Source organism: Pseudolysobacter antarcticus (assembly GCF_004168365.1).
Classification (GTDB): domain Bacteria; phylum Pseudomonadota; class Gammaproteobacteria; order Xanthomonadales; family Rhodanobacteraceae; genus Pseudolysobacter; species Pseudolysobacter antarcticus.
Genome location: NZ_CP035704.1, coordinates 2,979,912 through 2,999,552 on the forward strand (window position 1 = coordinate 2,979,912; position 19,641 = coordinate 2,999,552).

Annotated in this window: 21 protein-coding genes and 1 pseudogene; 3 read left to right on the forward strand and 19 right to left on the reverse strand. The window is 56.9% G+C overall.

Going from position 1 to position 19,641, the window contains the following annotated elements:
- Window positions 1–115 precede the first annotated feature (115 nt).
- Both ELE36_RS12750 and ELE36_RS12755 read left to right on the forward strand, forming a co-directional pair.
- Window positions 116–394: a hypothetical protein gene (locus ELE36_RS12750; RefSeq protein WP_129833870.1), complete on the forward strand. Its 279-nt coding sequence runs from the start codon at window positions 116–118 to the stop codon at window positions 392–394.
- A 297-nt stretch (window positions 395–691) separates the two neighbouring features.
- Window positions 692–877 (forward strand): hypothetical protein, encoded by a 186-nt coding sequence (locus tag ELE36_RS12755; RefSeq protein WP_129833872.1) that lies wholly within the window; start codon window positions 692–694, stop codon window positions 875–877.
- Here the strand turns inward: ELE36_RS12755 and ELE36_RS12760 are convergent.
- Window positions 851–1,036, reverse strand: a complete 186-nt coding sequence (locus tag ELE36_RS12760) for a hypothetical protein (RefSeq protein WP_129833874.1) — start codon at window positions 1,034–1,036, stop codon at window positions 851–853. The genes ELE36_RS12755 and ELE36_RS12760 overlap by 27 nt on opposite strands.
- A gap of 143 nt (window positions 1,037–1,179) precedes the next feature.
- On the opposite strand from ELE36_RS12760, the gene ELE36_RS20380 reads away from it, so the two are divergent.
- Window positions 1,180–1,350 (forward strand): hypothetical protein, encoded by a 171-nt coding sequence (locus ELE36_RS20380; RefSeq protein ID WP_165371593.1) that lies wholly within the window; start codon window positions 1,180–1,182, stop codon window positions 1,348–1,350.
- Window positions 1,351–1,517: 167 nt separating this feature from the next.
- On the opposite strand, the pseudogene ELE36_RS21195 reads toward ELE36_RS20380, so the two are convergent.
- The 18 genes and pseudogenes from ELE36_RS21195 to ELE36_RS12850 form a co-directional block, all read right to left on the reverse strand.
- A pseudogene (locus tag ELE36_RS21195) lies at window positions 1,518–3,763 on the reverse strand (copper-transporting P-type ATPase).
- A gap of 61 nt (window positions 3,764–3,824) precedes the next feature.
- Window positions 3,825–4,559 (reverse strand): DUF3300 domain-containing protein, encoded by a 735-nt coding sequence (locus ELE36_RS12770; RefSeq protein ID WP_129833876.1) that lies wholly within the window; start codon window positions 4,557–4,559, stop codon window positions 3,825–3,827.
- 45 nt (window positions 4,560–4,604) lie between these two features.
- The gene (locus ELE36_RS12775; protein WP_129833878.1) at window positions 4,605–5,156 is read right to left on the reverse strand and encodes a polyphosphate kinase 2 family protein; all 552 of its coding nucleotides are present in this window, start codon (window positions 5,154–5,156) and stop codon (window positions 4,605–4,607) included.
- A 36-nt stretch (window positions 5,157–5,192) separates the two neighbouring features.
- Window positions 5,193–6,089, reverse strand: a complete 897-nt coding sequence (locus ELE36_RS12780; protein WP_129833880.1) for a F0F1 ATP synthase subunit gamma — start codon at window positions 6,087–6,089, stop codon at window positions 5,193–5,195.
- Complete coding sequence (locus ELE36_RS12785) at window positions 6,086–7,765, reverse strand: alternate F1F0 ATPase, F1 subunit alpha (protein ID WP_129833882.1); 1,680 nt, start codon at window positions 7,763–7,765, stop codon at window positions 6,086–6,088. Before ELE36_RS12785 ends, ELE36_RS12780 begins: the two co-directional genes overlap by 4 nt.
- Window positions 7,766–7,767: 2 nt before the next feature.
- Window positions 7,768–8,577 carry a F0F1 ATP synthase subunit B family protein gene (locus ELE36_RS12790; RefSeq protein ID WP_129833884.1) on the reverse strand — a complete coding sequence of 270 codons (810 nt, stop codon included), beginning with the start codon at window positions 8,575–8,577 and terminating at the stop codon, window positions 7,768–7,770.
- 3 nt (window positions 8,578–8,580) lie between these two features.
- The gene (locus ELE36_RS12795; protein ID WP_129833886.1) at window positions 8,581–8,859 is read right to left on the reverse strand and encodes a F0F1 ATP synthase subunit C; all 279 of its coding nucleotides are present in this window, start codon (window positions 8,857–8,859) and stop codon (window positions 8,581–8,583) included.
- A gap of 11 nt (window positions 8,860–8,870) precedes the next feature.
- Window positions 8,871–9,572, reverse strand: a complete 702-nt coding sequence (locus ELE36_RS12800) for a F0F1 ATP synthase subunit A (RefSeq protein ID WP_129833888.1) — start codon at window positions 9,570–9,572, stop codon at window positions 8,871–8,873.
- Window positions 9,562–9,876 carry an ATP synthase subunit I gene (locus tag ELE36_RS12805; RefSeq protein WP_129833890.1) on the reverse strand — a complete coding sequence of 105 codons (315 nt, stop codon included), beginning with the start codon at window positions 9,874–9,876 and terminating at the stop codon, window positions 9,562–9,564. The genes ELE36_RS12800 and ELE36_RS12805 overlap by 11 nt, the downstream gene beginning before the upstream one ends.
- Window positions 9,869–10,237 (reverse strand): AtpZ/AtpI family protein, encoded by a 369-nt coding sequence (locus ELE36_RS12810; protein WP_129833892.1) that lies wholly within the window; start codon window positions 10,235–10,237, stop codon window positions 9,869–9,871. Before ELE36_RS12810 ends, ELE36_RS12805 begins: the two co-directional genes overlap by 8 nt.
- Window positions 10,230–10,601 (reverse strand): F0F1 ATP synthase subunit epsilon, encoded by a 372-nt coding sequence (locus tag ELE36_RS12815; protein WP_207215773.1) that lies wholly within the window; start codon window positions 10,599–10,601, stop codon window positions 10,230–10,232. The genes ELE36_RS12810 and ELE36_RS12815 overlap by 8 nt, the downstream gene beginning before the upstream one ends.
- Before the next feature lie 7 nt (window positions 10,602–10,608).
- Window positions 10,609–12,114, reverse strand: coding sequence for a F0F1 ATP synthase subunit beta (gene atpD / locus ELE36_RS12820; protein ID WP_129833896.1), 1,506 nt, complete (start codon window positions 12,112–12,114; stop codon window positions 10,609–10,611).
- Window positions 12,111–14,480 (reverse strand): phosphoketolase family protein, encoded by a 2,370-nt coding sequence (locus ELE36_RS12825; RefSeq protein WP_129833898.1) that lies wholly within the window; start codon window positions 14,478–14,480, stop codon window positions 12,111–12,113. The genes atpD and ELE36_RS12825 overlap by 4 nt, the downstream gene beginning before the upstream one ends.
- On the reverse strand, window positions 14,477–15,691 hold the full coding sequence (locus tag ELE36_RS12830) for an acetate/propionate family kinase (RefSeq protein WP_129833900.1): 1,215 nt from the start codon (window positions 15,689–15,691) through the stop codon (window positions 14,477–14,479). Before ELE36_RS12830 ends, ELE36_RS12825 begins: the two co-directional genes overlap by 4 nt.
- Window positions 15,692–15,816: 125 nt before the next feature.
- Window positions 15,817–16,221 carry a hypothetical protein gene (locus ELE36_RS12835; RefSeq protein WP_129833902.1) on the reverse strand — a complete coding sequence of 135 codons (405 nt, stop codon included), beginning with the start codon at window positions 16,219–16,221 and terminating at the stop codon, window positions 15,817–15,819.
- A gap of 211 nt (window positions 16,222–16,432) precedes the next feature.
- A complete protein-coding gene (locus ELE36_RS12840) occupies window positions 16,433–17,041 on the reverse strand; it encodes a GNAT family N-acetyltransferase (protein ID WP_129833904.1) in 609 nt (202 codons plus the stop codon).
- Window positions 17,042–17,714: 673 nt separating this feature from the next.
- Window positions 17,715–18,677, reverse strand: coding sequence for a sensor histidine kinase (locus ELE36_RS12845; RefSeq protein WP_129833906.1), 963 nt, complete (start codon window positions 18,675–18,677; stop codon window positions 17,715–17,717).
- Window positions 18,678–18,833: 156 nt separating this feature from the next.
- Window positions 18,834–19,640 carry a Crp/Fnr family transcriptional regulator gene (locus ELE36_RS12850; RefSeq protein ID WP_129833908.1) on the reverse strand — a complete coding sequence of 269 codons (807 nt, stop codon included), beginning with the start codon at window positions 19,638–19,640 and terminating at the stop codon, window positions 18,834–18,836.
- Window position 19,641: the final 1 nt, after the last annotated feature.

A 19,641-nucleotide genomic window follows, 5' to 3' on the forward strand; every position in this document is an offset into this window, starting at 1 on the left:
ACGCTTGCTGCACTAGCTGCAGCTCTGCGTTGCGGGGCGGCGCGCGAACCGCGACGCCCGCCCTACTTGGTTACACCCAGTACAAATCCCTCCCCCACTCAACTGAGAGAAATCCATGAATACCAAAGAATTGAAGGCACAAATCCACAAGGGTACAGAGCGCATGGAACACGATGTCGCAGCCGTCGCAGCGAGTATTCACAATGGAACCGAAGCACTCGGAAAACAGCGCGACGATATCGAACACACGTTGCACGATGTCGGACACCGCCTTGCGCACCGGGGCAGGACGCTAGCCGCGGAAGCCAGCACGCCAGCAAATTTGCGGACATTGGCTTTGCTTGCCACGACGCTGGTCGCTGGCTTTTTCGTACTTCGCTCGCTACGTCATTAAGTGCAAACACGATCGCGCAAGTAATCGCCGACAGATGTATTGGACGGTGTCATCGTGTCATGGCACCGTTTCCTATTCGCCGAAAAATGGCGGTGAAGGCGATTTGTTATCCCATATCACGCGATATTCGCTAATGATGATTGCTGGGCGACCGGCAATTTCTAGCAGCATCTGTTCCGGTGTACTTCTTGATCCCGTGGCTCGATTCGAGGGATTTGTCGAGCACCAGGAATGGAAATGAGCGACCTATCACCCCTCTTAAAACATCCTTGGAAACTCCAGTTCGCTGGGTTATCGATGGTTGTGGCCATAGCGCTGGCCGTGCGCTGGTGGATCGGCCCGTCAGCCGCAATGGAAACTGTGGTCAGACGCGAATTTGTGCAATCGGTCGTCGCCAGCGGCCATGTCGAATCGCCGAATCGTGCGGATTTCGGTGCGCAGATTACCGGCACTGTTCTACGCGTACCCGTGGTCGAGGGCTAGGTAGTTGGCGCTGGTGATCTGCTGGTCGAACTCGAGTCGACCGAACTTACCGCCGCAAGCCATCAGGCCGACATCGCCATTGCGCAAGCCCAGGCGCGTCTGCGCCAGCTTAGCGAAGTTCAGGCGCCGATGGCCGAGCAAACGTTGCGCGAAGCGCAAGCCAATCTCGACAACGCACAGGCGACGCAGCGACGCAGCGACGCAATCAGGAGCATTTCCAAAAAGGATTTGTTGGACAAGCGCTCCTCGACGATGCGCGCAAAACCGTACAACTTGCCGATGCACAAGTCCGATCGACACGCATGAAGCTCGATACCACTCGCCCCGCGGGCAGCGATCGCGCCCTTGCGCTTGCCGATGTGGCCAGCGCCCAAGCGCGCGCTTGCATCGTCGCAGTGGAAGCGCTGCGTCATAGCCATGCGCACGCTCGACATCATGCATTAGCCCACAGCGACCATCACCACGAGAAGTAATGCCAATGTCCAATGCAAGGCGATCGAGGTTCGGCGATAGCGCAGATGGCTGCGAGTATCGAGAATCGAATTTAGAGCGCTACCATATCGGTAATCCCATAGTATGCGGACTGTCTCTCGCTCGTTGGTTTCGCTGCCACCCTCACCTCAAATTCGGTTTTGACCGGTCACATTGAGATTTTCCGCACAGTACGCAAACGCAAGGCGTTAGTGATCACCGAAACAGAAGAAAGGCTCATCGCAAGAGCCGCAATCATCGGGCTCAATAACCAGCCGAAAAACGGATACAACACACCCGCTGCGATGGGTATTCCCAGTGCGTTGTACAGAAATGCAAACGCCAGGTTCTGATGAATATTGCGAACCGTCGCTTTAGATAGACGGAGTGCGCGCAAGATGCCGGCGAGTTCACCTTTGATCAGCGTGATCTGTGCGCTCTGCTTGGCGATATCCGAACCGTTGCCCATCGCGATACCTACATCCGCGACGGTCAGGGCTGGTGCGTCGTTGACGCCGTCGCCGGCCATCGCCACACAGGCGCCCGCCGTTTTCGTACCCACTATCCACTCGGACTTTTTTGCTGGCGTTTGGCTGGCGTGGTATTCGTCTATACCGAGTTGCGAAGCAACCGCATGTGCCGTTGCTTCGCTATCACCTGTGAGCATGACGATGCGTAGTTTTTCGTCGCGCAACGCGATGAGAATCGCACGCGCACCCGGCTTGATCGGATCTTGCACCGCGACCAATCCTGCGAGTTGCCGGCCACGCGCCAAAAACATTACTGTCTTGGCATCCCGGCGCAGCTCATCCGCACGCTGTGCCAGCGATGCTGGATCGACACCGACGGACTGCATTAACTCGGCATTTCCGAGAGCTACGTTGACGGCGCCGATATCTCCGAGTACGCCTTGGCCGGTGACGGACGAGAAGTTGCTGACCTCGGAGTGGGCAACATTTCTACTTTTCGCAGCGTCGAGAATCGCTTGTGCCAACGGGTGCTCGCTCGCGGCCTCAAGCGAGGCGGCGATCATGAGCACGTCGGATTCGGCGAAACCGACGGTGGCGACCACATCTGTCAGTGCTGGTCTGCCTTCGGTCAACGTACCGGTTTTATCAAGCACCAGCACATTGATATGCGCCAAGCCCTCGATCGCAGCAGCATCGCGAAACAAAACGCCAGCCGCAGCGCCACGTCCACTCGCGACAGTGATGGAAATCGGCGTAGCGAGTCCGAGTGCACACGGACACGCGATAATAAGTACCGCAACCGCATTGACGATGGCGTAAGCCAAGCGTGGTTCAGGACCGACGAAGAGCCATACGACGAAAGTAAGCAATGCGATTGCGACGACTGTCGGGACGAAGAATGAAGCGATGCGATCCGCGAGTCTTTGCAGCGGCGCTTTCGACTGCTGCGCCTTGCCGACCAGCTCGACGATTTGCGCCAGTACGGTATCGTGCCCGATGCGATCGGCGCGCATTTTAAAGCTGCCGGTGCCGTTGACCGTACCACCGGTAACGCGGTCATCAGCGTGCTTCTCCACGGGTAAGGGTTCGCCAGTAAGGAGCGATTCGTCAACGCTGCTCGTCCCTCGAAGACGAAACCATCCACGGGCACTTTTTCGCCAGGTCGAACACGCAGCAAATCGCCAACCTTCAGCTGCTCGAGCGCGACATCTTCTTCATTGCTATCGGGCAGAATACGTCGTGCGGTCTTGGGCGCTAGATCAAGCAAATGGCGGATCGCCTGCGATGTTTTTCCGCGAGATCGCAATTCGAGCCACTCGCCGAACAACACCAGTGCGATGATGACACCGGCAGATTCGAAATAGACACCGACCATGCCGTATTGATCATGCATCGCCGGTGGAAACCACGATGGCAAAAATGTAGCCACAAGACTGAAACCGAATGCCACCACCACACCAAGACTGATCAAGCTATACATATTCGGCGACGCAATGACAAAACCTGTCCAGCCACGCCGGTAGTAAGACATGCCGGCCCAAAGCACCAGCGGCGCGGACAGCATGAGTTCGAGCCAGCGCGACAGATGAGCAGTGCTTTCTCTCATATGCATGCCGAAAAGATGCGGACCCATCGCGATCAGCAGGAGCGGAATCGCGAGCGCTGCCGCGACGAGCAACTTGCGGAGAACCTTGTCGAGTTCGATGTCACCCTGCCCGTCCTTCGTGACGACCGGCTCCAGTACCATGCCGCATTTTGGACAGCTGCCCGGGCCATGACGCTGAATTTCGGGATGCATCGGACATGTGTAAATCACGTCCACGGTGGGCATCTGAACAATCGACTCAGTGCTCACTTCAAATAGCGATCTTGGGTAACATTTGCGCGACACCGGCTTGAGCGACAGCGACGCACGAGATCGTCGTCTGCCGCTAACGTGTCGCATCCAAAGGCTCGAACTCCAAGCTCGGAAAAATGCAAAGAGATCGGTTCGAATGGGCTCGGGCTCAATTCGTCTGCTCGGCTTTTTTCCATCCGTCCGAGGGATTGAACGCCGTAATTGCAGCGGCAACAGTTTGCGAATCCTGCCCCAGATTCTTCTCGTATATCACACCTCCCTGATCGACCAGAAAGCTGGTAACTCCGGATGTGCCGTAACCGGCAGGATATTGCGGCCACCACCACGTTCCGTAGGCGACGGTCGGATCGTAATAAGGCACATAGACTTCGTTCGGGTTTGCTGGCGCGACATCAATGCTCTCGTTCGATTGAGTCGCGGCAATTTGCGCGTTTGAATTCAAATTGCCTGCGGCTTTTGCCTTTTGCCGCAGCATCTGCACCGTATCCATTACTTGTGCTTGTTGTGCGATAAACGCATCACCAAGGCGTTCGGTCCAGTCGATTTTTTGATCCAACGTTTGCAATACCTGTGGGAATGCAAGCAACGATTTGACGCTTGGGTCCCAATCTTGGTTATCGACTGCCTCGACTGCTGCCGTGCCATTGATCGTGGAGTTGTCGCTCGACCAACGGGCGGCCTGCACCACTTCCAGCGGATAGGTTGCCGCCATCAGAACTTGCGAAAGCAACGAGTCTGGGTACAGCGCGATCGGCGCTAGCATCTGATCGAGTTCTTGCTGAGTGAATGCCGGATTGCCGTCGGCTGTCGGCGTGGTCTTGGCAAACGCGCTCATCAGGACCAGCAGCAACGAAACAACGAAATAGCCTGCATACCTTTTCATAAATCACCTTAAGTCCGCAACACGACTCGGCGAGCCGCCGTCGAGTTAGTGGCCTGTCGGCAACTCGATCATTTCTTGTACGTGTACATGCTCCTCCAGTTCGGAGATGGATCGATAGCGCTGTTGCCAGATGTCTTTCTCATCAAGCACTGCATCTGGCAATCCCTGCGCTCGGAGTATTTCTGGATGCACGCGGACAACCAAAACTTCCTCGTAGTACGAACGATTGAAGATGCCGATCCGGCCGCGCTCGGGTAGCCGGCAGGTCGTGCGCCAAAGGAAGTCGTGCTTGAGTTCCTCGGTGCTGGGCTGTTTGAAACTGAAGACTTCGCAGCCCTGCGGATTGATCCCCGACATGACATGGCGAATCGCTCCGTCCTTGCCCGCGCTGTCCATGCCCTGAAAGATCAGCAGCATGGCGTAGCGACCGGACGCGTAGTGCAGCCGTTGCAGCGCGCTCAGCGATTCGACGTGTTCCTTCAGCAGCTTCTTGTAGTGCTTCTTCGACTTGCAGACGGGTTTTACTGCGGTCGGCCGCGCGGTGAGCTCGGCCTTTTCACCCTCTTTGACCCGGAACTCGCTGGCATCAATCTTCATGGTCATTTTCCTGTTACTCAGATGTTGGCGCTGTCGTTAAACGTTGGCAGTTTTTGACAGTGCTTCGTATCCCGCGATCACGTCGAAGAGTTCTTCGTCTATCGCATCCTGGCGCAATCGACGGAAGGTACTTTGCAGCGTCACCATGAGTTCGTCGATATTGCGATCGGCGCGCTGCATCGCTGCGAGGCGGCTCGCGTTTTCGCTGGCCAGCGATTCGGCGCACGCACGGAATAACGAGATGAAAAGATATTCGCGGATAAGCGCGCGCAGCGTCGCGATGCTGCCGCTGATTACCTCGGGCAGGCTTTTGGTCGGCCACGGAACGTTTGTCAGGCCAAGCTGCCATTGCGCATCAAGCGGCAGCAAGCGCTGACTGACCGGCTCGTAGAGTCCGCCCGGCTTCGGCCGATTATGGAACACGTATACCTGCGTGTACTCATGCTCGGCGCGGCGCGCCTCGCTTGCGATTTGAATCTGCCCGACCAACGGTGCGATTGCCTGCACAGAATTGGGCACAGGGAAAAGTCCGATCATCTGCAGGTCTGAATTCGCCAAGCGCGCGCGGACGCGCTCGCCTACGGCTAGGACTTCGGTTTTGCCGGGAAGCGTCGATAGCGTCTTGATTGCGTACTCTGCAATGACGTCGTTGAACTGACCGACCAAGCCTTGATCGGAGCCAAAGACGATGGCGCCAATCACGCCGGGATTCGATCGTTCATTGTGCGGTGCTATCACTGCCACCGGCGCGCTTTCGCGAAAGCACGCGCCGAGTCCGAGCTCGACGGTGCGGTAGTAGTCGGCCAAGGCGAGTACTGATCGTTCGTATTGTCCAATGCTCGACGCGGCCATGGCTTTCATCGTTCGCACGACCGATTGAAGATCTCCGGCGCTACTGATCTTGCGGCGCAAGCTGGCGGCGGAATCGCTCACGTTTTTTCCTTGACTGCGGCCTTGGATTGATCCTGTGTGGAAAGTTCGGGCTTGGGTTTGTCCGCAGGCTTGGGCTTGATGTCATGCTTGGATGCGGGCTTGTCTGCAGAGTTTGATTTGTCGTTGCTACCAGCTTTTGCGTCGGCCGCCGGTTTGGGCCCGAACGGTAACAGCGCCTCACGCGCGATTTCGACGATGGCCTTGCGGTCATCGTCACTGAGTTTTTCCGTACCGCCGAAACGCGCGCGCACGTCCGCTGGAATGTTCGATGCGGCTTGGCGCACGGCATTGCCGGCATCGGTCATTTTATCCAGCGGCACGTCGTCGAACAGCCGCGCAGTCAAAGCCAGCAAGATGGCGATTTGCGCGGGCACGGATACCGGAGCGAACTCCGGCTGCTTCAGGCAGGCGCGGATGCGGCGTCCATGTTCGATCGTCCTGCGCGTGTCATCGTCCAGACGCGCGCCGAAACGGGAGAATTTTTCAAGTTCGCTGAATTGCGCGTAGGCAAGCTTGAGATCACCGGCCACGGCGCGATAAGTCGCGCGTTGCGCCTTGCCACCGACACGCGAAACGGATTTGCCGACATCGATGGCCGGCAGTACACCCAACTCGAATAGCGATGGCGAGAGATAGATTTGCCCATCGGTGATGGAAATAAGATTGGTCGGAATATAGGCCGAGATATCCTCCGCCTCGGTTTCGATGATAGGCAGAGCCGTGAGCGAGCCGCCACCGAGATCCTTACGCAAATGCGTCGAACGTTCGAGCATGCGCGAATGGATGTAGAAAATATCGCCCGGAAACGCCTCGCGCCCGGGAGGACGGCGCAGCAACAACGAAATCTCTCGATACGCCCGCGCGTGCTGAGTGAGATCGTCATACACGATCAGCACATCGCGACCTGCTGCCATGAAATATTCCGCGATGCTGGTCGCCGCATAAGGTGTGATGTAAACAAGGCCCGGCGCATCGTTGCCTTCGGCCACAACGACAACGGTGTAGTCCATCGCCCCCTTCTCGCGCAGACCTGCTACCGCTTTCGCCACGGCGGAAGCGCGTTGGCCGATGGCGCAATAGATGCACACGACATTTTCCTCGCGCTGATTGACGATGGTATCGAGCGCGATGGCAGTCTTGCCGGTCTGCCGGTCACCCAAAATTAATTCGCGCTGGCCGCGCCCGATTGGAATCAGTGCATCAATCACGGTCAGACCGGTCTGCAACGGTACCGTGACCAGAGCGCGATCCATGATCGCCGGCGCGGGACGCTCGATCGGCAGACGTTCGCTGCTCACCACGACACCTTTACCATCGAGCGCTTTACCCAATGGATCGATCACGCGACCGAGCAAGCCCTCACCCACCGCCACATCCATGACGCGATGAGTGCGTTGCACTTCATCACCGGCGTGCAGGTTTGCGTAGTCGCCAAGCAGCACGACGCCGACCTCGTCTTCGTCCACATTAAAAGCGATACCGAGCACGCCGCCGGGAAAACTCACCAACTCGTCGTAACCCACGCCAGGCAAGCCCGATACTTTGGCGACGCCGGTGGCAACGTGCGTGATCGTGCCGACCTCGCGCGGCAGCAATTGCGGTTTGAAGTTTTCCAGGCCCTGACTTATCGCGGAAAATGTTGCGTCGATCACCTGCTGAAAGCTTTGCGCTGGCATGTCTATGCGCTCTTTATTTCCAGCTTGGCCGCAGCCACTGCTGTTTCGACTTTTGCTGGCGATTTCAACAATGCGCCGATACTGGTTTGCATCGAGCTCAGATAATCGGCAATGCTCCAGCCAAGTTTTTGTCCGTTGCTGCTCAGTTCAATTCCGCTGACAAGGGCCGGTTTCGTTTCAAAACGCAGAGGAATATCGGCTGCAAAAGTTTCGTTGATTGACTTCTGGATTGCCGCCTGTTGCTCAGGTGGCAGATCGAATGCGCAGCGCACTAGTGCAGGTTCGGAAGCGCTTTTCAACGCAGCGTCGAGACTGGCCTTCGCTTGCGCATCCATGCTTTGCAGTCGGCGGATAAATACTTCGCTCATGCGCTCTTGCAAACTCGCCGTCGCCAGATCACCAAGCGTCTTGCGCGTGATCGCGAACACGGCCGCTTCAGTGCGTTTAGCGATGGCATCGCTGAGTTGTTGAGCATCGTTCAACATCGCTTGCTCACGCTTGGCACTCAAGTCGTCAGCTGCCTTGCGCGCTTCATCGAGCAGGCGCTGGCGCTCGGTATTTGCCTCGTCGGTCGCCTTCTTCAACAGTGCAGCGCGTTGCTGATCGAACTCCGCATTCTTCTTCTCGAATTCGGTTTGATCCTTGGCTGCGTCGGCCTGCTTCGCGCTGGCGTCGGCCAACTTGCCCGCGATCAATTTTTCACGCGCGTCGATGGCGTTGAGGATTGGCCGATACAAAAAGCGCTTCATCAACCACACCAGAACGACAAAATTGAGCGCCTGTGCGCCGACGGTGAACCAGTCGATGAGCATGGTTTATTTTCCAGCAGCTTGGATGACGTGATTCCAGAATGGGTTGGCGAAGATGAGAATCATCGAAACCACGAAGGAATAGATCGCCAGCGATTCGATCATCGCCAAGCCGACGAACAACGTGCGGGTGATGGTGGCAGATGCATCGGGTTGCTGGGCCAGCGCCGTCAACGCTGTCGCGACCGCACGTCCTTCGCCGAGCGCGGGAGCAATGCCGCCGATACCAATGGTTAGGCCGGCGGTGATGATTGAAGCAATCGCAATGAGGGTTGTGGGATCCATAAATAATTCCTTTATGTTTTGCTGCCGGGAACGGGCTTTGCAACGGACTTGCGCGTACGCGTTGCAGCGGCGATGTAGACCGCCGCCAGAATGCTGAAGATGTAAGCCTGCACCATGCCAGTGAGCAGGCCCAAGGTCGTCATCACGATCGGAAAAACGAACGGCGTGATCGTTAACAGGATGGCGACGATCATCGCTCCACTCATCATGTTGCCGAACAGACGCACGGCGAGCGCAAGCGTGCGCGAAAGCTCGCTGATGATATTGAACGGCAGCATGATGACGGTCGGCTCGATGTAGGATTTCAGATAGCCGCCGATGCCCTGCTCGCTGATGCCAAACGCCGGGACAGCTACAAACACACACAGCGCCAGCGCCACGGTGGTCGAGAGTGAACCGGTCGGCGGCTCGAAGCCGGGGATGATCGTGCACAAGGTGGCACTGGCCACGAACAAAAAAAGTGTGCCGAGAAAACCGAGATATTTTTCTGCTGGCCGCAACCCCACATCGCCGATCTGGCTATTGATCGCGGTGACGATGATTTCCAGAACGTTCTGCCAGCGCGAACGCTGCAAATCCACGGAAAGTTTGCGCGTGATGAGTTTTGAGCCAACCACAAGCAGCACCATCAGCGCCCAAGTAAAGACGATCGTGGCGTTGAGTTTGACGAAACCGTAATGCCAGAAAATCAGCTGGTCGGGGCTAAGCTGCATGGTCGTTCTCCGCAGTCGTGCGCGGAAGATTTCGCATTGAGTACCGCGTGAGCCAAGTTAGGCCTTCGCGCGCCATGACAAAACCGAGCAGACACAATAGCAATCGTGGCCACTGGCCATCTGCGACGACATAAAACCCGCCGAGCACCAGACTCGTGCGCAGCATCACGCTGACAAGGAACCACACCGCGGGGTGTTCCGACAAAACACCGCGACGCACCGTCCACCACAGGCCGCCGAAAAATATCGCACCAAGTGCTACGCCTGCGGACCAAACCAGCGCCCATGTCAGCAGGTCAGACATCGTCTTGCTCCCGATCATCACGCACCTGATCGTCATGCATGGCTTGATCTTCCTTGGCAACCCAGTGCCAGGCATTGAAGCAGCCGATGGTGAGTCCGAGTACGAGCAGCGCCAGGGTCCAGGAATGTTGTCCCGGATAGTGCGAGTCCAGCCAAATGCCGAGTGCCGCGCCAAGCAAAGTCGGCACGGCCACCGACCAGCCGACGAGCCCCATCATTCCCAGACCGAACCAAACGTCAGCGTTGGGGTTGCCCCGCTTCCTGAGCTTGCGCGTAGCCTTGGCGCCGACTTGCTCGGCGAAGGTCGGCATGGTTTCCGCAAGCGGCGAAACTTTATCCGGTCCGGGCACGTTGTCATCCATGTTGAAAGGCCGCGAAGCGACTCAGAAAGTTGGTTTCCAATTTCGCTGTGGCGAGGCGCGCGCTGCGCTCCTGATCGTCGAGGGTTGAGAACTCCTTTTCCACGACATCGCGCAGCCGGCCAAGATCCGTTCCGCTTACTGCACGCCGCACGGAGATGAGCACATCCGCACCGGTTTTCACCAGCACGCCGTCATCCACTGCGACAAAAACTTCGCCCTCGCCCGCGCTTTGGTAAATGAGAATTCCCGGCACGAGCGCTGCAACGCAATCGAGCCGATGCTCCAATAACCCGAACGATCCTTCAAGCGTTTCCACGACAATCCGCTGCACCTGCGTTTTCTCGACGAATATCTGGAACGGCAAAAGAACTTTAAGGTGCATGAGTGCTCTGCGCAGTTGCGATTTTTTCTGGCGGCTTTGCTGCGGGCGGAACGGGTTTGCCGTCTTTCTTCGCCTCGTCGATCGCGCCGATCATGTAGAGCGCACTCTCCGGATAATCTTTGAACTCATCGCGCAGGATTCGCTCGCAACCGTCCAGCGCATCCTTGAGCGAGACCGATTTTCCTGCGAGACCTGTAAATTGTTCGGTGGTAAAAAAAGGCTGGGTCAAAAAACGCTCTAGCCGCCGGGCGCGCGCGACCACGTTGCGGTCTTCCGGCGCAAGCTGCTCAAGGCCGAGCATGGCGATGATGTCCTTGAGATCGGCATATTGCGCGAGGGTCTTGCGGATTTCCTGCGCCAACTCGTAATGACGGGAACCGACGATGCCGGGAGTGGCCATCTTGGAATGGGATTGCAGTGGATCGATCGCGGGAAAAAGGCCTTCGCTCGCGCGTTTGCGCGACAGTACGATCGATGCCGAAAGATGCGAGAACGTATGCACCGCCGCCGGATCGGTGAAGTCATCCGCCGGCACATAAACCGCCTGGATCGAGGTGATCGCTCCGCTATCGGTATTGGCGATGCGTTCTTCCAAACCGGACAGTTCGGTGCCCATCGTCGGCTGATAACCCAATCGCGATGGCATCTGCCCCATTAAGCCCGAGACTTCCATGCCGGCCTGGATAAAACGAAAGATATTGTCGATGAGCAGCAACACATCGCGATGCTCGTCGTCGCGAAAATATTCGGCCATCGTCAGCGCCACATGCCCAACGCGGAAACGTGCGCCCGGCGGCTCATTCATCTGGCCGAACACCATCACCATGTTCTGCAGCACGCCGGCTTTTTTCATCTCGTCGTAGAGCTCCTCGCCTTCGCGACAACGCTCACCGATACCACAAAACAGACTCACGCCTTTCTGGTGTTCCATCATGTTGTGAATCATTTCGGTCAATAACACCGTCTTGCCGACACCCGCGCCGCCGAACAGTCCGGCTTTGCCGCCGCGTTCTAGCGGGACAAGCACATCGATGATCTTGATGCCGGTTTCGAAGATTTCCGATTTCGTCGAGCGCTGCGTGAGCGACGGCGGAGCGCGGTGTACCGAACGCCACTGCATATTTTCAGGCGCCGCTTGGCGATCAATCACCTCACCGAATACGTTGAACATTCTTGAAAGCAGGCCGTGGCCAACCGGCGCGTTGAGCGGGCCGCCGGTGTCTTCTACCACTGTCCCGCGCGCCAAGCCTTGGGTCGAGGTCAAGGCGATACCGCGCACATGATTTGCATCGCGTTGCGCCAGCACTTCGATGACGATTTCTTTTTTGGTTCCCGTGTGCAGCAGTGAATAGATCGGCGGCAAATGCGTATCGAACCGAACCTCGACAACACTGCCGCGCACCGCGACGACGACGCCGCAATTTTTCGCACTGGCTGGGCTTTTCGCCGGAGCCGTGTCGGAACCCGCAGTAGTTGCAGTCGACTGATCGATCATTCGCCGTTGCCCCACTTCCAATTTCGGATCTCGGGCATGTCTTCGCCATGCTGATCAATGTAGTGCTTGTGTTCGATCAACTTGTCGCGCATCTGCTGCTTGAGGTACGCGCCCGGCGAGCCCAAGTGCGGGAGCCGATCAATCACGTCGATGACCAGATGAAAACGATCGAGATCGTTTTGTACGCGCATGTCGAAAGCCGTGGTGATCGTGCCTTCTTCCTTGTAACCGCGGACGTGCAGGTTGCGATTGGTTCGGCGATAAGTCAGCCGATGAATGAGCCAGGGATACCCGTGAAACGCGAAGATGATGTGTTTGGCGGTGGTGAATAGCGAGTCGTAGTCTTGCTCGCTGAGTCCATGCGGGTGCTCCGAACACGACTGCAATTTCATCAGATCAACGACATTGACGACGCGAATCTTCAGCTCGGGCAAATGTGCGCGCAGGATCGAAGTCGCGGCCAGAACTTCCAGTGTCGGCGTGTCACCGCAACAGGCCATCACGACGTCCGGCTCGGACTCCTGATCGTTGCTCGCCCATTGCCAAATACCGATGCCTTGCGTGCAATGCAAGACAGCGGCGTCCATCGACAACCACTGCGGCAACGCATGCTTGCCAGCGACAACGACATTGACGTAGTTGCGGCTGCGCAGACAATGATCGATCACTGACAACAAGCAGTTGGCATCCGGCGGCAAATACGCGCGCACGATGTCGGCTTTCTTGTTGATGACGTGATCGAGGAAGCCCGGATCCTGATGCGTGAATCCGTTGTGATCCTGCTGCCAAACATGCGAGGCGAGCAGATAATTCAGCGACGCGATCGGTCGGCGCCACGGCAATTCCTTGGTGACTTTTAGCCATTTCGCGTGCTGGCTAAACATCGAGTCGATGATGCGGATGAAAGCTTCATAGCTATTGAACAATCCGTGTCTGCCGGTCAGCAGATAACCTTCAAGCCAGCCTTCGCACTGATGCTCGCTGAGCATTGAATCAAGTACGCGACCGGCCGGCGCGAGAAATTCATCGTTACCTTGTTCGATCGCATCCCATTGCCGGTTGGTGACTTCAAATACCGCACCGAGCAAATTCGACAACGTCTCATCAGGACCGAAAACGCGGAAGTTGCGCTGATCCTGATTGGACACCACGACATCGCGCAGGAACTTACCCAGCACCCGTGTGTCTTGCGCATCGACGGCACCGGGCGATACGACGTTCACCGCATGCACGCGGAAATCCGGCATGTGCAGATCGCGCAGCAGCAGGCCACCGTTGGTATGGAGATTGGCGCCCATGCGTCGATCACCTTTTGGCGCCAGCTCCGCCAATTCCGACATCAGCGTGCCGTTTTTGTCGAATAGTTCCTCGGGCTTGTAACTCTTCATCCAAGCTTCGAGCAATGCGACATGCTTGGGATGCGCTGCGTCGACCAGCAAAGGAACTTGATGCGATCGGAACGTACCCTCGATCTGCAGACCGTCAACAACTTTCGGTCCGGTCCAACCTTTGGGTGAGCGCAGCACGATCATCGGCCAGCGCGCGAGCGCGCCAGTGTCGGATTCGCGCGCAGCCTGCTGGATTCCGTGAATTTGTTCGATCGCCTTGTCTAATGCGCAAGCCATCAGTTCATGCATTTTTTCCGGCTCATCGCCTTCCACGAAAATCGGCGCCCAGCCGAGGCCGCGAAAGAATTGTTCCAGTTCATCGTGATCAATGCGCGCCAATACGGTCGGGTTGCTGATCTTGTATCCGTTGAGATGCAGGATCGGCAGCACCGCTCCATCGGTAAGTGGATCAAGCAATTTGTTGGATTGCCACGCGGTTGCGAGCGGTCCCGTTTCCGCCTCGCCATCGCCGACGACACAGGCGACAATCAACCCCGGATTATCGAACACAGCTCCGAAGGCGTGGCTGAGCGAATAACCCAACTCTCCACCTTCATGAATCGAGCCGGGTGTGGTCGGTGCGACGTGGCTGGATATGCCGCCAGGAAACGAGAATTGCTTGAACAGTTTTTTTAGTCCAGCTTCGTCCTCGGTGATATCGGGATAAACCTCGCTCCATGTGCCTTCGAGATAGACGTTACCGACAATGGCCGGCCCGCCGTGACCGGGACCAGCGACGTAGAACATGTCGAGGTTGTACTTCTTTATCACACGGTTCAAATGCACGTAGATGAAGTTCTGTCCGGGTGTCGTGCCCCAGTGACTGACCACCAGCGGTTTCACGTGTGCCAGCTGCAATGGTTCCTTCAACAACGGATTGTCGTAGAGATAAATCTGGCCGACTGAGACATAGTTGGCGGCGCGCCAATAGGCGTCGATCTTGTGAAGCAATTCGGGGGTCAGCGCGTGCGTTTTCATAATGAGCGATTTCCGTGTTGGTCGATCCCGAGGATGCGAATGACGGACTTCGCGATCATGATTTGTTCGTCGGTGCGAATGACGCGGACTGCAACTGTGCTTGCCGCGATCGAAATTACATTCTCATTCGTTGTGTTTTGATTCTCGTCCAGCGCGATACCGAGAAACTCCAAGCCTGCGCAGATGCGAGTTCTAATAATCGGAGAGTTCTCGCCGATGCCGCCGGCGAATACCAGCGTGTCGATTCCGCCCAACGTCGCGGCGAACGCGCCGATCCATTTCTTAACCTGATAGCAAAACAGCGCCACGGCCTCGGCCGCCCGCACATCGTGCGTCTCATGCGCCAGCAGATCGCGCATGTCGGAACTGGTTTCCGACATGCCAAGCAATCCCGACTGCATGGTGACCATTTCGTTGAACTGTTGCGGGCTCATGTTTTCGGTGCGTGCGAAATATCCGATCAATCCAGGATCAAGATCGCCAGAACGCGTGCTCATCGGTATGCCGGAAGTCGGTGTGAAACCCATGCTGGTATCGATGGACTTGCCATCGCGTACCGCTGCGAGGCTCGCACCGCTACCGAGGTGGACGAGAATCACGCGACCCGCAGTTGCCGCCGCATCGCCGAGGCGCGCAAGTTCTTCCATCAGAAACGCATACGACAATCCGTGAAAGCCGTAGCGGCGCACGCCCATGGCTTCGTAGCGTCGTGGTATCGGCAGCAGCTTCGCAACGCGCGGTAGATCACGATGAAACTCGGTATCAAAGCACGCAATTTGTGGCAGCTGCGGGAAACGATGGCGAAACGCCTCAATCAGCAGAATCTCTTCCGGCAAATGCTCGGGATCGAACGCCGTCAGTCGTTGCAACTCGGCAAGCATTTCTGGCGTGATTAGCTGCGGCGCGAAATACTTGGGGCCGCCGTGCACAACGCGATGACCAACCGCTGTCAGCACACCGCAGGGCGCGTCTTGCTCGATCCAGTCCATCAGCATGTCAACCGCTGCGGTGTGATCGCGCGCGGTCACGCCGCGGCAAAAGCTGTCGGCCGGATTTGCGTGTTTGACGCGAAAGGTGGCGTCGGATAGTCCGATCCGTTCGATCGCGCCAGACAAGATTTGCCGCGGCGCGCTTTCCGCATCGAACAACGCAAACTTGATGCTCGACGAACCACCATTGATCGTCAGGATGCGCTGACTACTGCGCGTCATGGACATCTCCGCAAGTGTCGCGTTTCATGTCTCAGCCATCTCGGCCTTGACGCGTCTGCACGCGTCCATCTGGATCTGTCAACACGCATGGCGTTTGTTGGGCATATCGAGCAGCTTCGTCACAATCAGGACGACATCTGGTTGCTATACAGCGGGTTGCTATGGATGGCGTGCGCGGTCGCCTTCGACGCTGGCAACGTGGTCGAGGCTACCGCCGAAATTTCGGCGATATCACTCGGTGGTGTTATGAGATCACTGCCCTGCCTCGGGGAAGTGATGTTCCTCAGTCGCTTGAAGAACCGCGCGAACGAGCCCGTTGGAATAGGCGCCTCAACCGGCTGTGCCGATCGATCACGATCCAAGCTGCGCCAGGATCCTACACGCCCTCTGCCGTAGCCAGCCCAACGCGAGTGGAAGAAGTCGTCGCCGAAGGTGCCAGAGATCGACTGCTCGCGTTCTTCGAGCTTGAACTCGATCGGCTCGCCGACATAGAGCAGTAAGCCTGAACTGTAAATCGATTGATCCTGCATGATCTTACTCTCAACAAATGTATCCACATTCCTCCTCGCAAGCTGGCCGCACGTTTGCGGCCCATCGCGAGATCCGTTCGAGGCCCCATCCATACGGCACAACTGCAAGATTCTTCAACTATATGCTGAGCGCCGCGCATGAATCCGTCTGTCTGCTACCGAACGTTCGGGACAAATAACTTTCGATCAATCGGCACTGATTTCGAATTTCCTACACCGTCGGCGCGTTCAGATCCAGGGTATGCAACACCTGTCGCGCATCGTTTGGATCCCTTGTGCGCACGAAGCCGAGATGTTCGGCAAGATCGCGCATCCCCTGATTGTCCGGTGCATCCACCGAGTACATGCGCGAGATACCGTGTTGGCGCGCGACGTCGATCAGGTGGTTCATGAGCAGTGTCGCGAGCCCCTGGTTGTGCCATTCGTCGCTGACGGCAATGGCGCATTCGCAGGTCACGCCATCGCCAAGGACGCTATAGCGACTCACGCCAATTTCGCGTTCGGCAGTGCCAACCGCAATCAGCGCGACGAACGCCACTTCTTTCACCTGGTCCACATGCGTGAATTGCCGCAGCAGTTGGGGATCCGGACTCTTGATTTCACCGAGGAAGCGGAACCGACGCGACTGCGGCGACAACTGTTCGATGAAACGCCGCTCAAGTTCCGCATCTTCGTCGCGTATCGCGCGGATCAGCACCGTCGTGCCATCGCGCAATTTTTCGCTCCATCGCGCGTCGTCATGAATCGGGCTGATCGATCCCTTGGGAGCCGGTGCAACGTTACCGCCAATCGCTGAAGCACTCTCGTTTCCATTGGTCATGATTATTCCTCTCTTCACCGACGATAAGGTCTTGCAAAGGGTGTACTTGTTTCAACGCGCTGTCCGTTCGGTAGCGCACAACACCGCAGCCATACTGATGGTCGCGGCGATGCACCACGAATTCGGGGGAAATGTAATCAGGGCGGAACCATCATCGCATTCACGCGGCAGCTCATTGGCGCTCCGGCGCTGCTAACTCGCAGCGCAAAAGCGCAATTCGGAAAAAATCGTGGCCGTGTAGCCAAGCGTGCCAAGACTGTAACGAGGCGCACTGAATGGCTGTGCTCTGGACCGTTTTGACGAATGCGATGTCTTCGTACAGAGGCCCACTTGAATAGTCGTCGCGCGACCGTGTATGCCCCCTTCGCTGATCGTGACCTCCGGGGTGAGCAACGGCAGCACGATGGCCGTTCTGCAGCGATTTGTGAAAGATGTTCGCAAACAGGCGGGTTGCGAGCCGGCCTAGCGGTCATGCGCAGCTGGTCCACGCGCACGACCGAACGGCTGTCGGCCAAAGTGCTGGCAAGCACTGCGGCAGGGAATTTTTCGTCACGCGCCGAACAACACGCGGCGTGATGGTAGACGGTAACGTCAACTGACTTTTTAGCCTCTCGCTCAGACGTGATTAGAGTTGCCCAGCGACGGCAGGCTGTACGCTCGTCGCTTGATGTCGTCAGAGGGATGTGTTGCGAGCAGGACTGTTCTTGCCGGAAAAATAATTGCTCGCCAAGAGGTTCGTCTCGCTTATTTCTGCGACGATTTGTGTGGGCATTGGCATACGAAAAGTGAAGCAGGTTTGCATCGCTATTGATGAGACCGTCAGTGTTGCGCCGTGTGACTTGGTAATTTCAGCGGCGATATACAGTCCCAACCCAAGCCCCGGATCTTGAGTGTTGTCCACCCCGTGAGAAAAAGGCTCGAATAACCTCGCTAACCTATCAGCCGGGATGGTGGGGCCGCCGTTGGTAACGGACATCTCAAACGTCTTGTCGCAACTATGTATCCCTACCTTCACTTGCTGATCCGCAGCGCCGTGGGTAACTGCATTCGTCAGCAAATTGGCGAGCAGCTGAGCCAATCGTCGGCGGTCGCACGTCACCGGGAAAACGATTCCAATATCGCTTGAGATGTCACGCTCAGCGTAGACCAACTGAACCTCCGCGATGACATGCCGTAGTTCATCGGCCAATCCATCCTCTTGCCGGAGGGAGAGCGGAATGCCATCGCCGAGTCGACCGCGTGCAAAATCCAGAATATTCTGAACAAGCTCGGTCATTCGACCGCAGCTGCGTTCAATTCGCGCTATCGCGTCAGTTGATGGCGCATCGGCTACCGTTTGCCTGAGCTGGTAGGTACCGAAGCCGATGGATTGCAATGAGTTTCGCAAGTCATGCCCCAGCACCGCAATGAATCGCTCGCGCAAGTTCGCGCGTTCGCCAGCGTCGAGGAGCGCTTGATCACTTTGCTTGAGCAAATCTTCCGTATCGCGTTGGGTTGCCGCCAATGCTACGAGTGCCCCCCGAATTTCCGAGAAACTGGGTAGCTCGATTGGCACCAACGGTGCAACGTAAAGTGCTGGGAACAACTTGCCGCCCAGTCGTCCAACCGGGTGGGAAAAAATGGATTGCTCTAACATGACAAATCCCGTTTTACGGATGGGCGTCGGACAAAAGCCGAGTTCATTCTTGCAGGGGCGTTGCAGAGATTACCGATCCCGAAAGGTGAGCCTACCTTCGACGTCATTGTTCGATCTGTACGCTAACGCACATAAGTGAAATCTACGTGAGTGGTGTCATGCCATGTATGTTTCACGCGCAAGGCCGCGCTGGTAACTCGATAAATCCGCCTGGTAACAAACACACGCCACGGACGTGAGTGCATCGCGATCAAGAATGTCCATTTGGCCGCGCGTGTACTGAATCAGATCGCGAGCCTGAAGAGCGCCGGCTGCTCTCGTCACACCGGCTCGCTGAACACCGAGCATGAACGAAAGGAACTCCTGCGTTACCACGAATGAGTCTGTATGCGCTCGATCTCCTGTCATTAACAGCCATCGCGCAAGCCGCTGTTCGACAGTATGAAACCGAGTACAGGCAGCGGTCTGCGCAAGCTGGCGGAAAAGAATGCCCACGTAGCGATTCATCGTTTGACGAACCGCCGCTGAGTTTTCCAAATGTCGCTGAAACGCGGCGAACTCCATCCGCCATGCGTGACCCGCGCCTTGCACCAATGCGCGCAAGGGCGCCTGCGCGGAGCCCCAAATCGCCTCATGCCCACACATCCCTTCGCTACCGATCATGCCCACCTCCAATACTGAATGTTCATCGACATTCACGAGCATCGAAATAAAACTATTTGTCGGAAAATAGTAGGTGCTGTAGTCGATGTTCTTGCTCGTGCAGCACGTTGCCTCGCACGAGATCGACTTCGCTGCAATCCGCCGTAAAGCGCTCTGCAGAGTAAGATAGGTGTCGCACACAAGGGAGCGTAGAAAGCCGTCCGTGGCGCCATGTATTGAGAACTGGAATGACGTTGGTATATGTACGGTAACGCACATACCGCGATTGCCCGATGCGGCTAGAATGAGCTCCTGCGCCATG

What these genes read in the sequence shown, in the direction of transcription:
- ELE36_RS12770 (WP_129833876.1), bottom strand. Translation starts at nt 4,559, where the DNA reads ATGAAAAGGTATGCAGGCTATTTCGTTGTTTCGTTGCTGCTGGTCCTG.
- ELE36_RS12830 (WP_129833900.1), bottom strand. Translation starts at nt 15,691, where the DNA reads ATGACGCGCAGTAGTCAGCGCATCCTGACGATCAATGGTGGTTCGTCG.
- ELE36_RS12805 (WP_129833890.1), bottom strand. Translation starts at nt 9,876, where the DNA reads ATGTCTGACCTGCTGACATGGGCGCTGGTTTGGTCCGCAGGCGTAGCA.
- ELE36_RS12790 (WP_129833884.1), bottom strand. Translation starts at nt 8,577, where the DNA reads ATGCTCATCGACTGGTTCACCGTCGGCGCACAGGCGCTCAATTTTGTC.
- ELE36_RS12850 (WP_129833908.1), bottom strand. Translation starts at nt 19,640, where the DNA reads ATGGCGCAGGAGCTCATTCTAGCCGCATCGGGCAATCGCGGTATGTGC.
- ELE36_RS20380 (WP_165371593.1), top strand. Translation starts at nt 1,180, where the DNA reads ATGAAGCTCGATACCACTCGCCCCGCGGGCAGCGATCGCGCCCTTGCG.
- ELE36_RS12840 (WP_129833904.1), bottom strand. Translation starts at nt 17,041, where the DNA reads ATGACCAATGGAAACGAGAGTGCTTCAGCGATTGGCGGTAACGTTGCA.
- ELE36_RS12835 (WP_129833902.1), bottom strand. Translation starts at nt 16,221, where the DNA reads ATGCAGGATCAATCGATTTACAGTTCAGGCTTACTGCTCTATGTCGGC.
- ELE36_RS12810 (WP_129833892.1), bottom strand. Translation starts at nt 10,237, where the DNA reads ATGGATGACAACGTGCCCGGACCGGATAAAGTTTCGCCGCTTGCGGAA.
- ELE36_RS12755 (WP_129833872.1), top strand. Translation starts at nt 692, where the DNA reads ATGGTTGTGGCCATAGCGCTGGCCGTGCGCTGGTGGATCGGCCCGTCA.
- ELE36_RS12845 (WP_129833906.1), bottom strand. Translation starts at nt 18,677, where the DNA reads ATGTTAGAGCAATCCATTTTTTCCCACCCGGTTGGACGACTGGGCGGC.
- atpD (WP_129833896.1), bottom strand. Translation starts at nt 12,114, where the DNA reads ATGATCGATCAGTCGACTGCAACTACTGCGGGTTCCGACACGGCTCCG.
- ELE36_RS12795 (WP_129833886.1), bottom strand. Translation starts at nt 8,859, where the DNA reads ATGGATCCCACAACCCTCATTGCGATTGCTTCAATCATCACCGCCGGC.
- ELE36_RS12775 (WP_129833878.1), bottom strand. Translation starts at nt 5,156, where the DNA reads ATGAAGATTGATGCCAGCGAGTTCCGGGTCAAAGAGGGTGAAAAGGCC.
- ELE36_RS12800 (WP_129833888.1), bottom strand. Translation starts at nt 9,572, where the DNA reads ATGCAGCTTAGCCCCGACCAGCTGATTTTCTGGCATTACGGTTTCGTC.
- ELE36_RS12825 (WP_129833898.1), bottom strand. Translation starts at nt 14,480, where the DNA reads ATGAAAACGCACGCGCTGACCCCCGAATTGCTTCACAAGATCGACGCC.
- ELE36_RS12785 (WP_129833882.1), bottom strand. Translation starts at nt 7,765, where the DNA reads ATGCCAGCGCAAAGCTTTCAGCAGGTGATCGACGCAACATTTTCCGCG.
- ELE36_RS12750 (WP_129833870.1), top strand. Translation starts at nt 116, where the DNA reads ATGAATACCAAAGAATTGAAGGCACAAATCCACAAGGGTACAGAGCGC.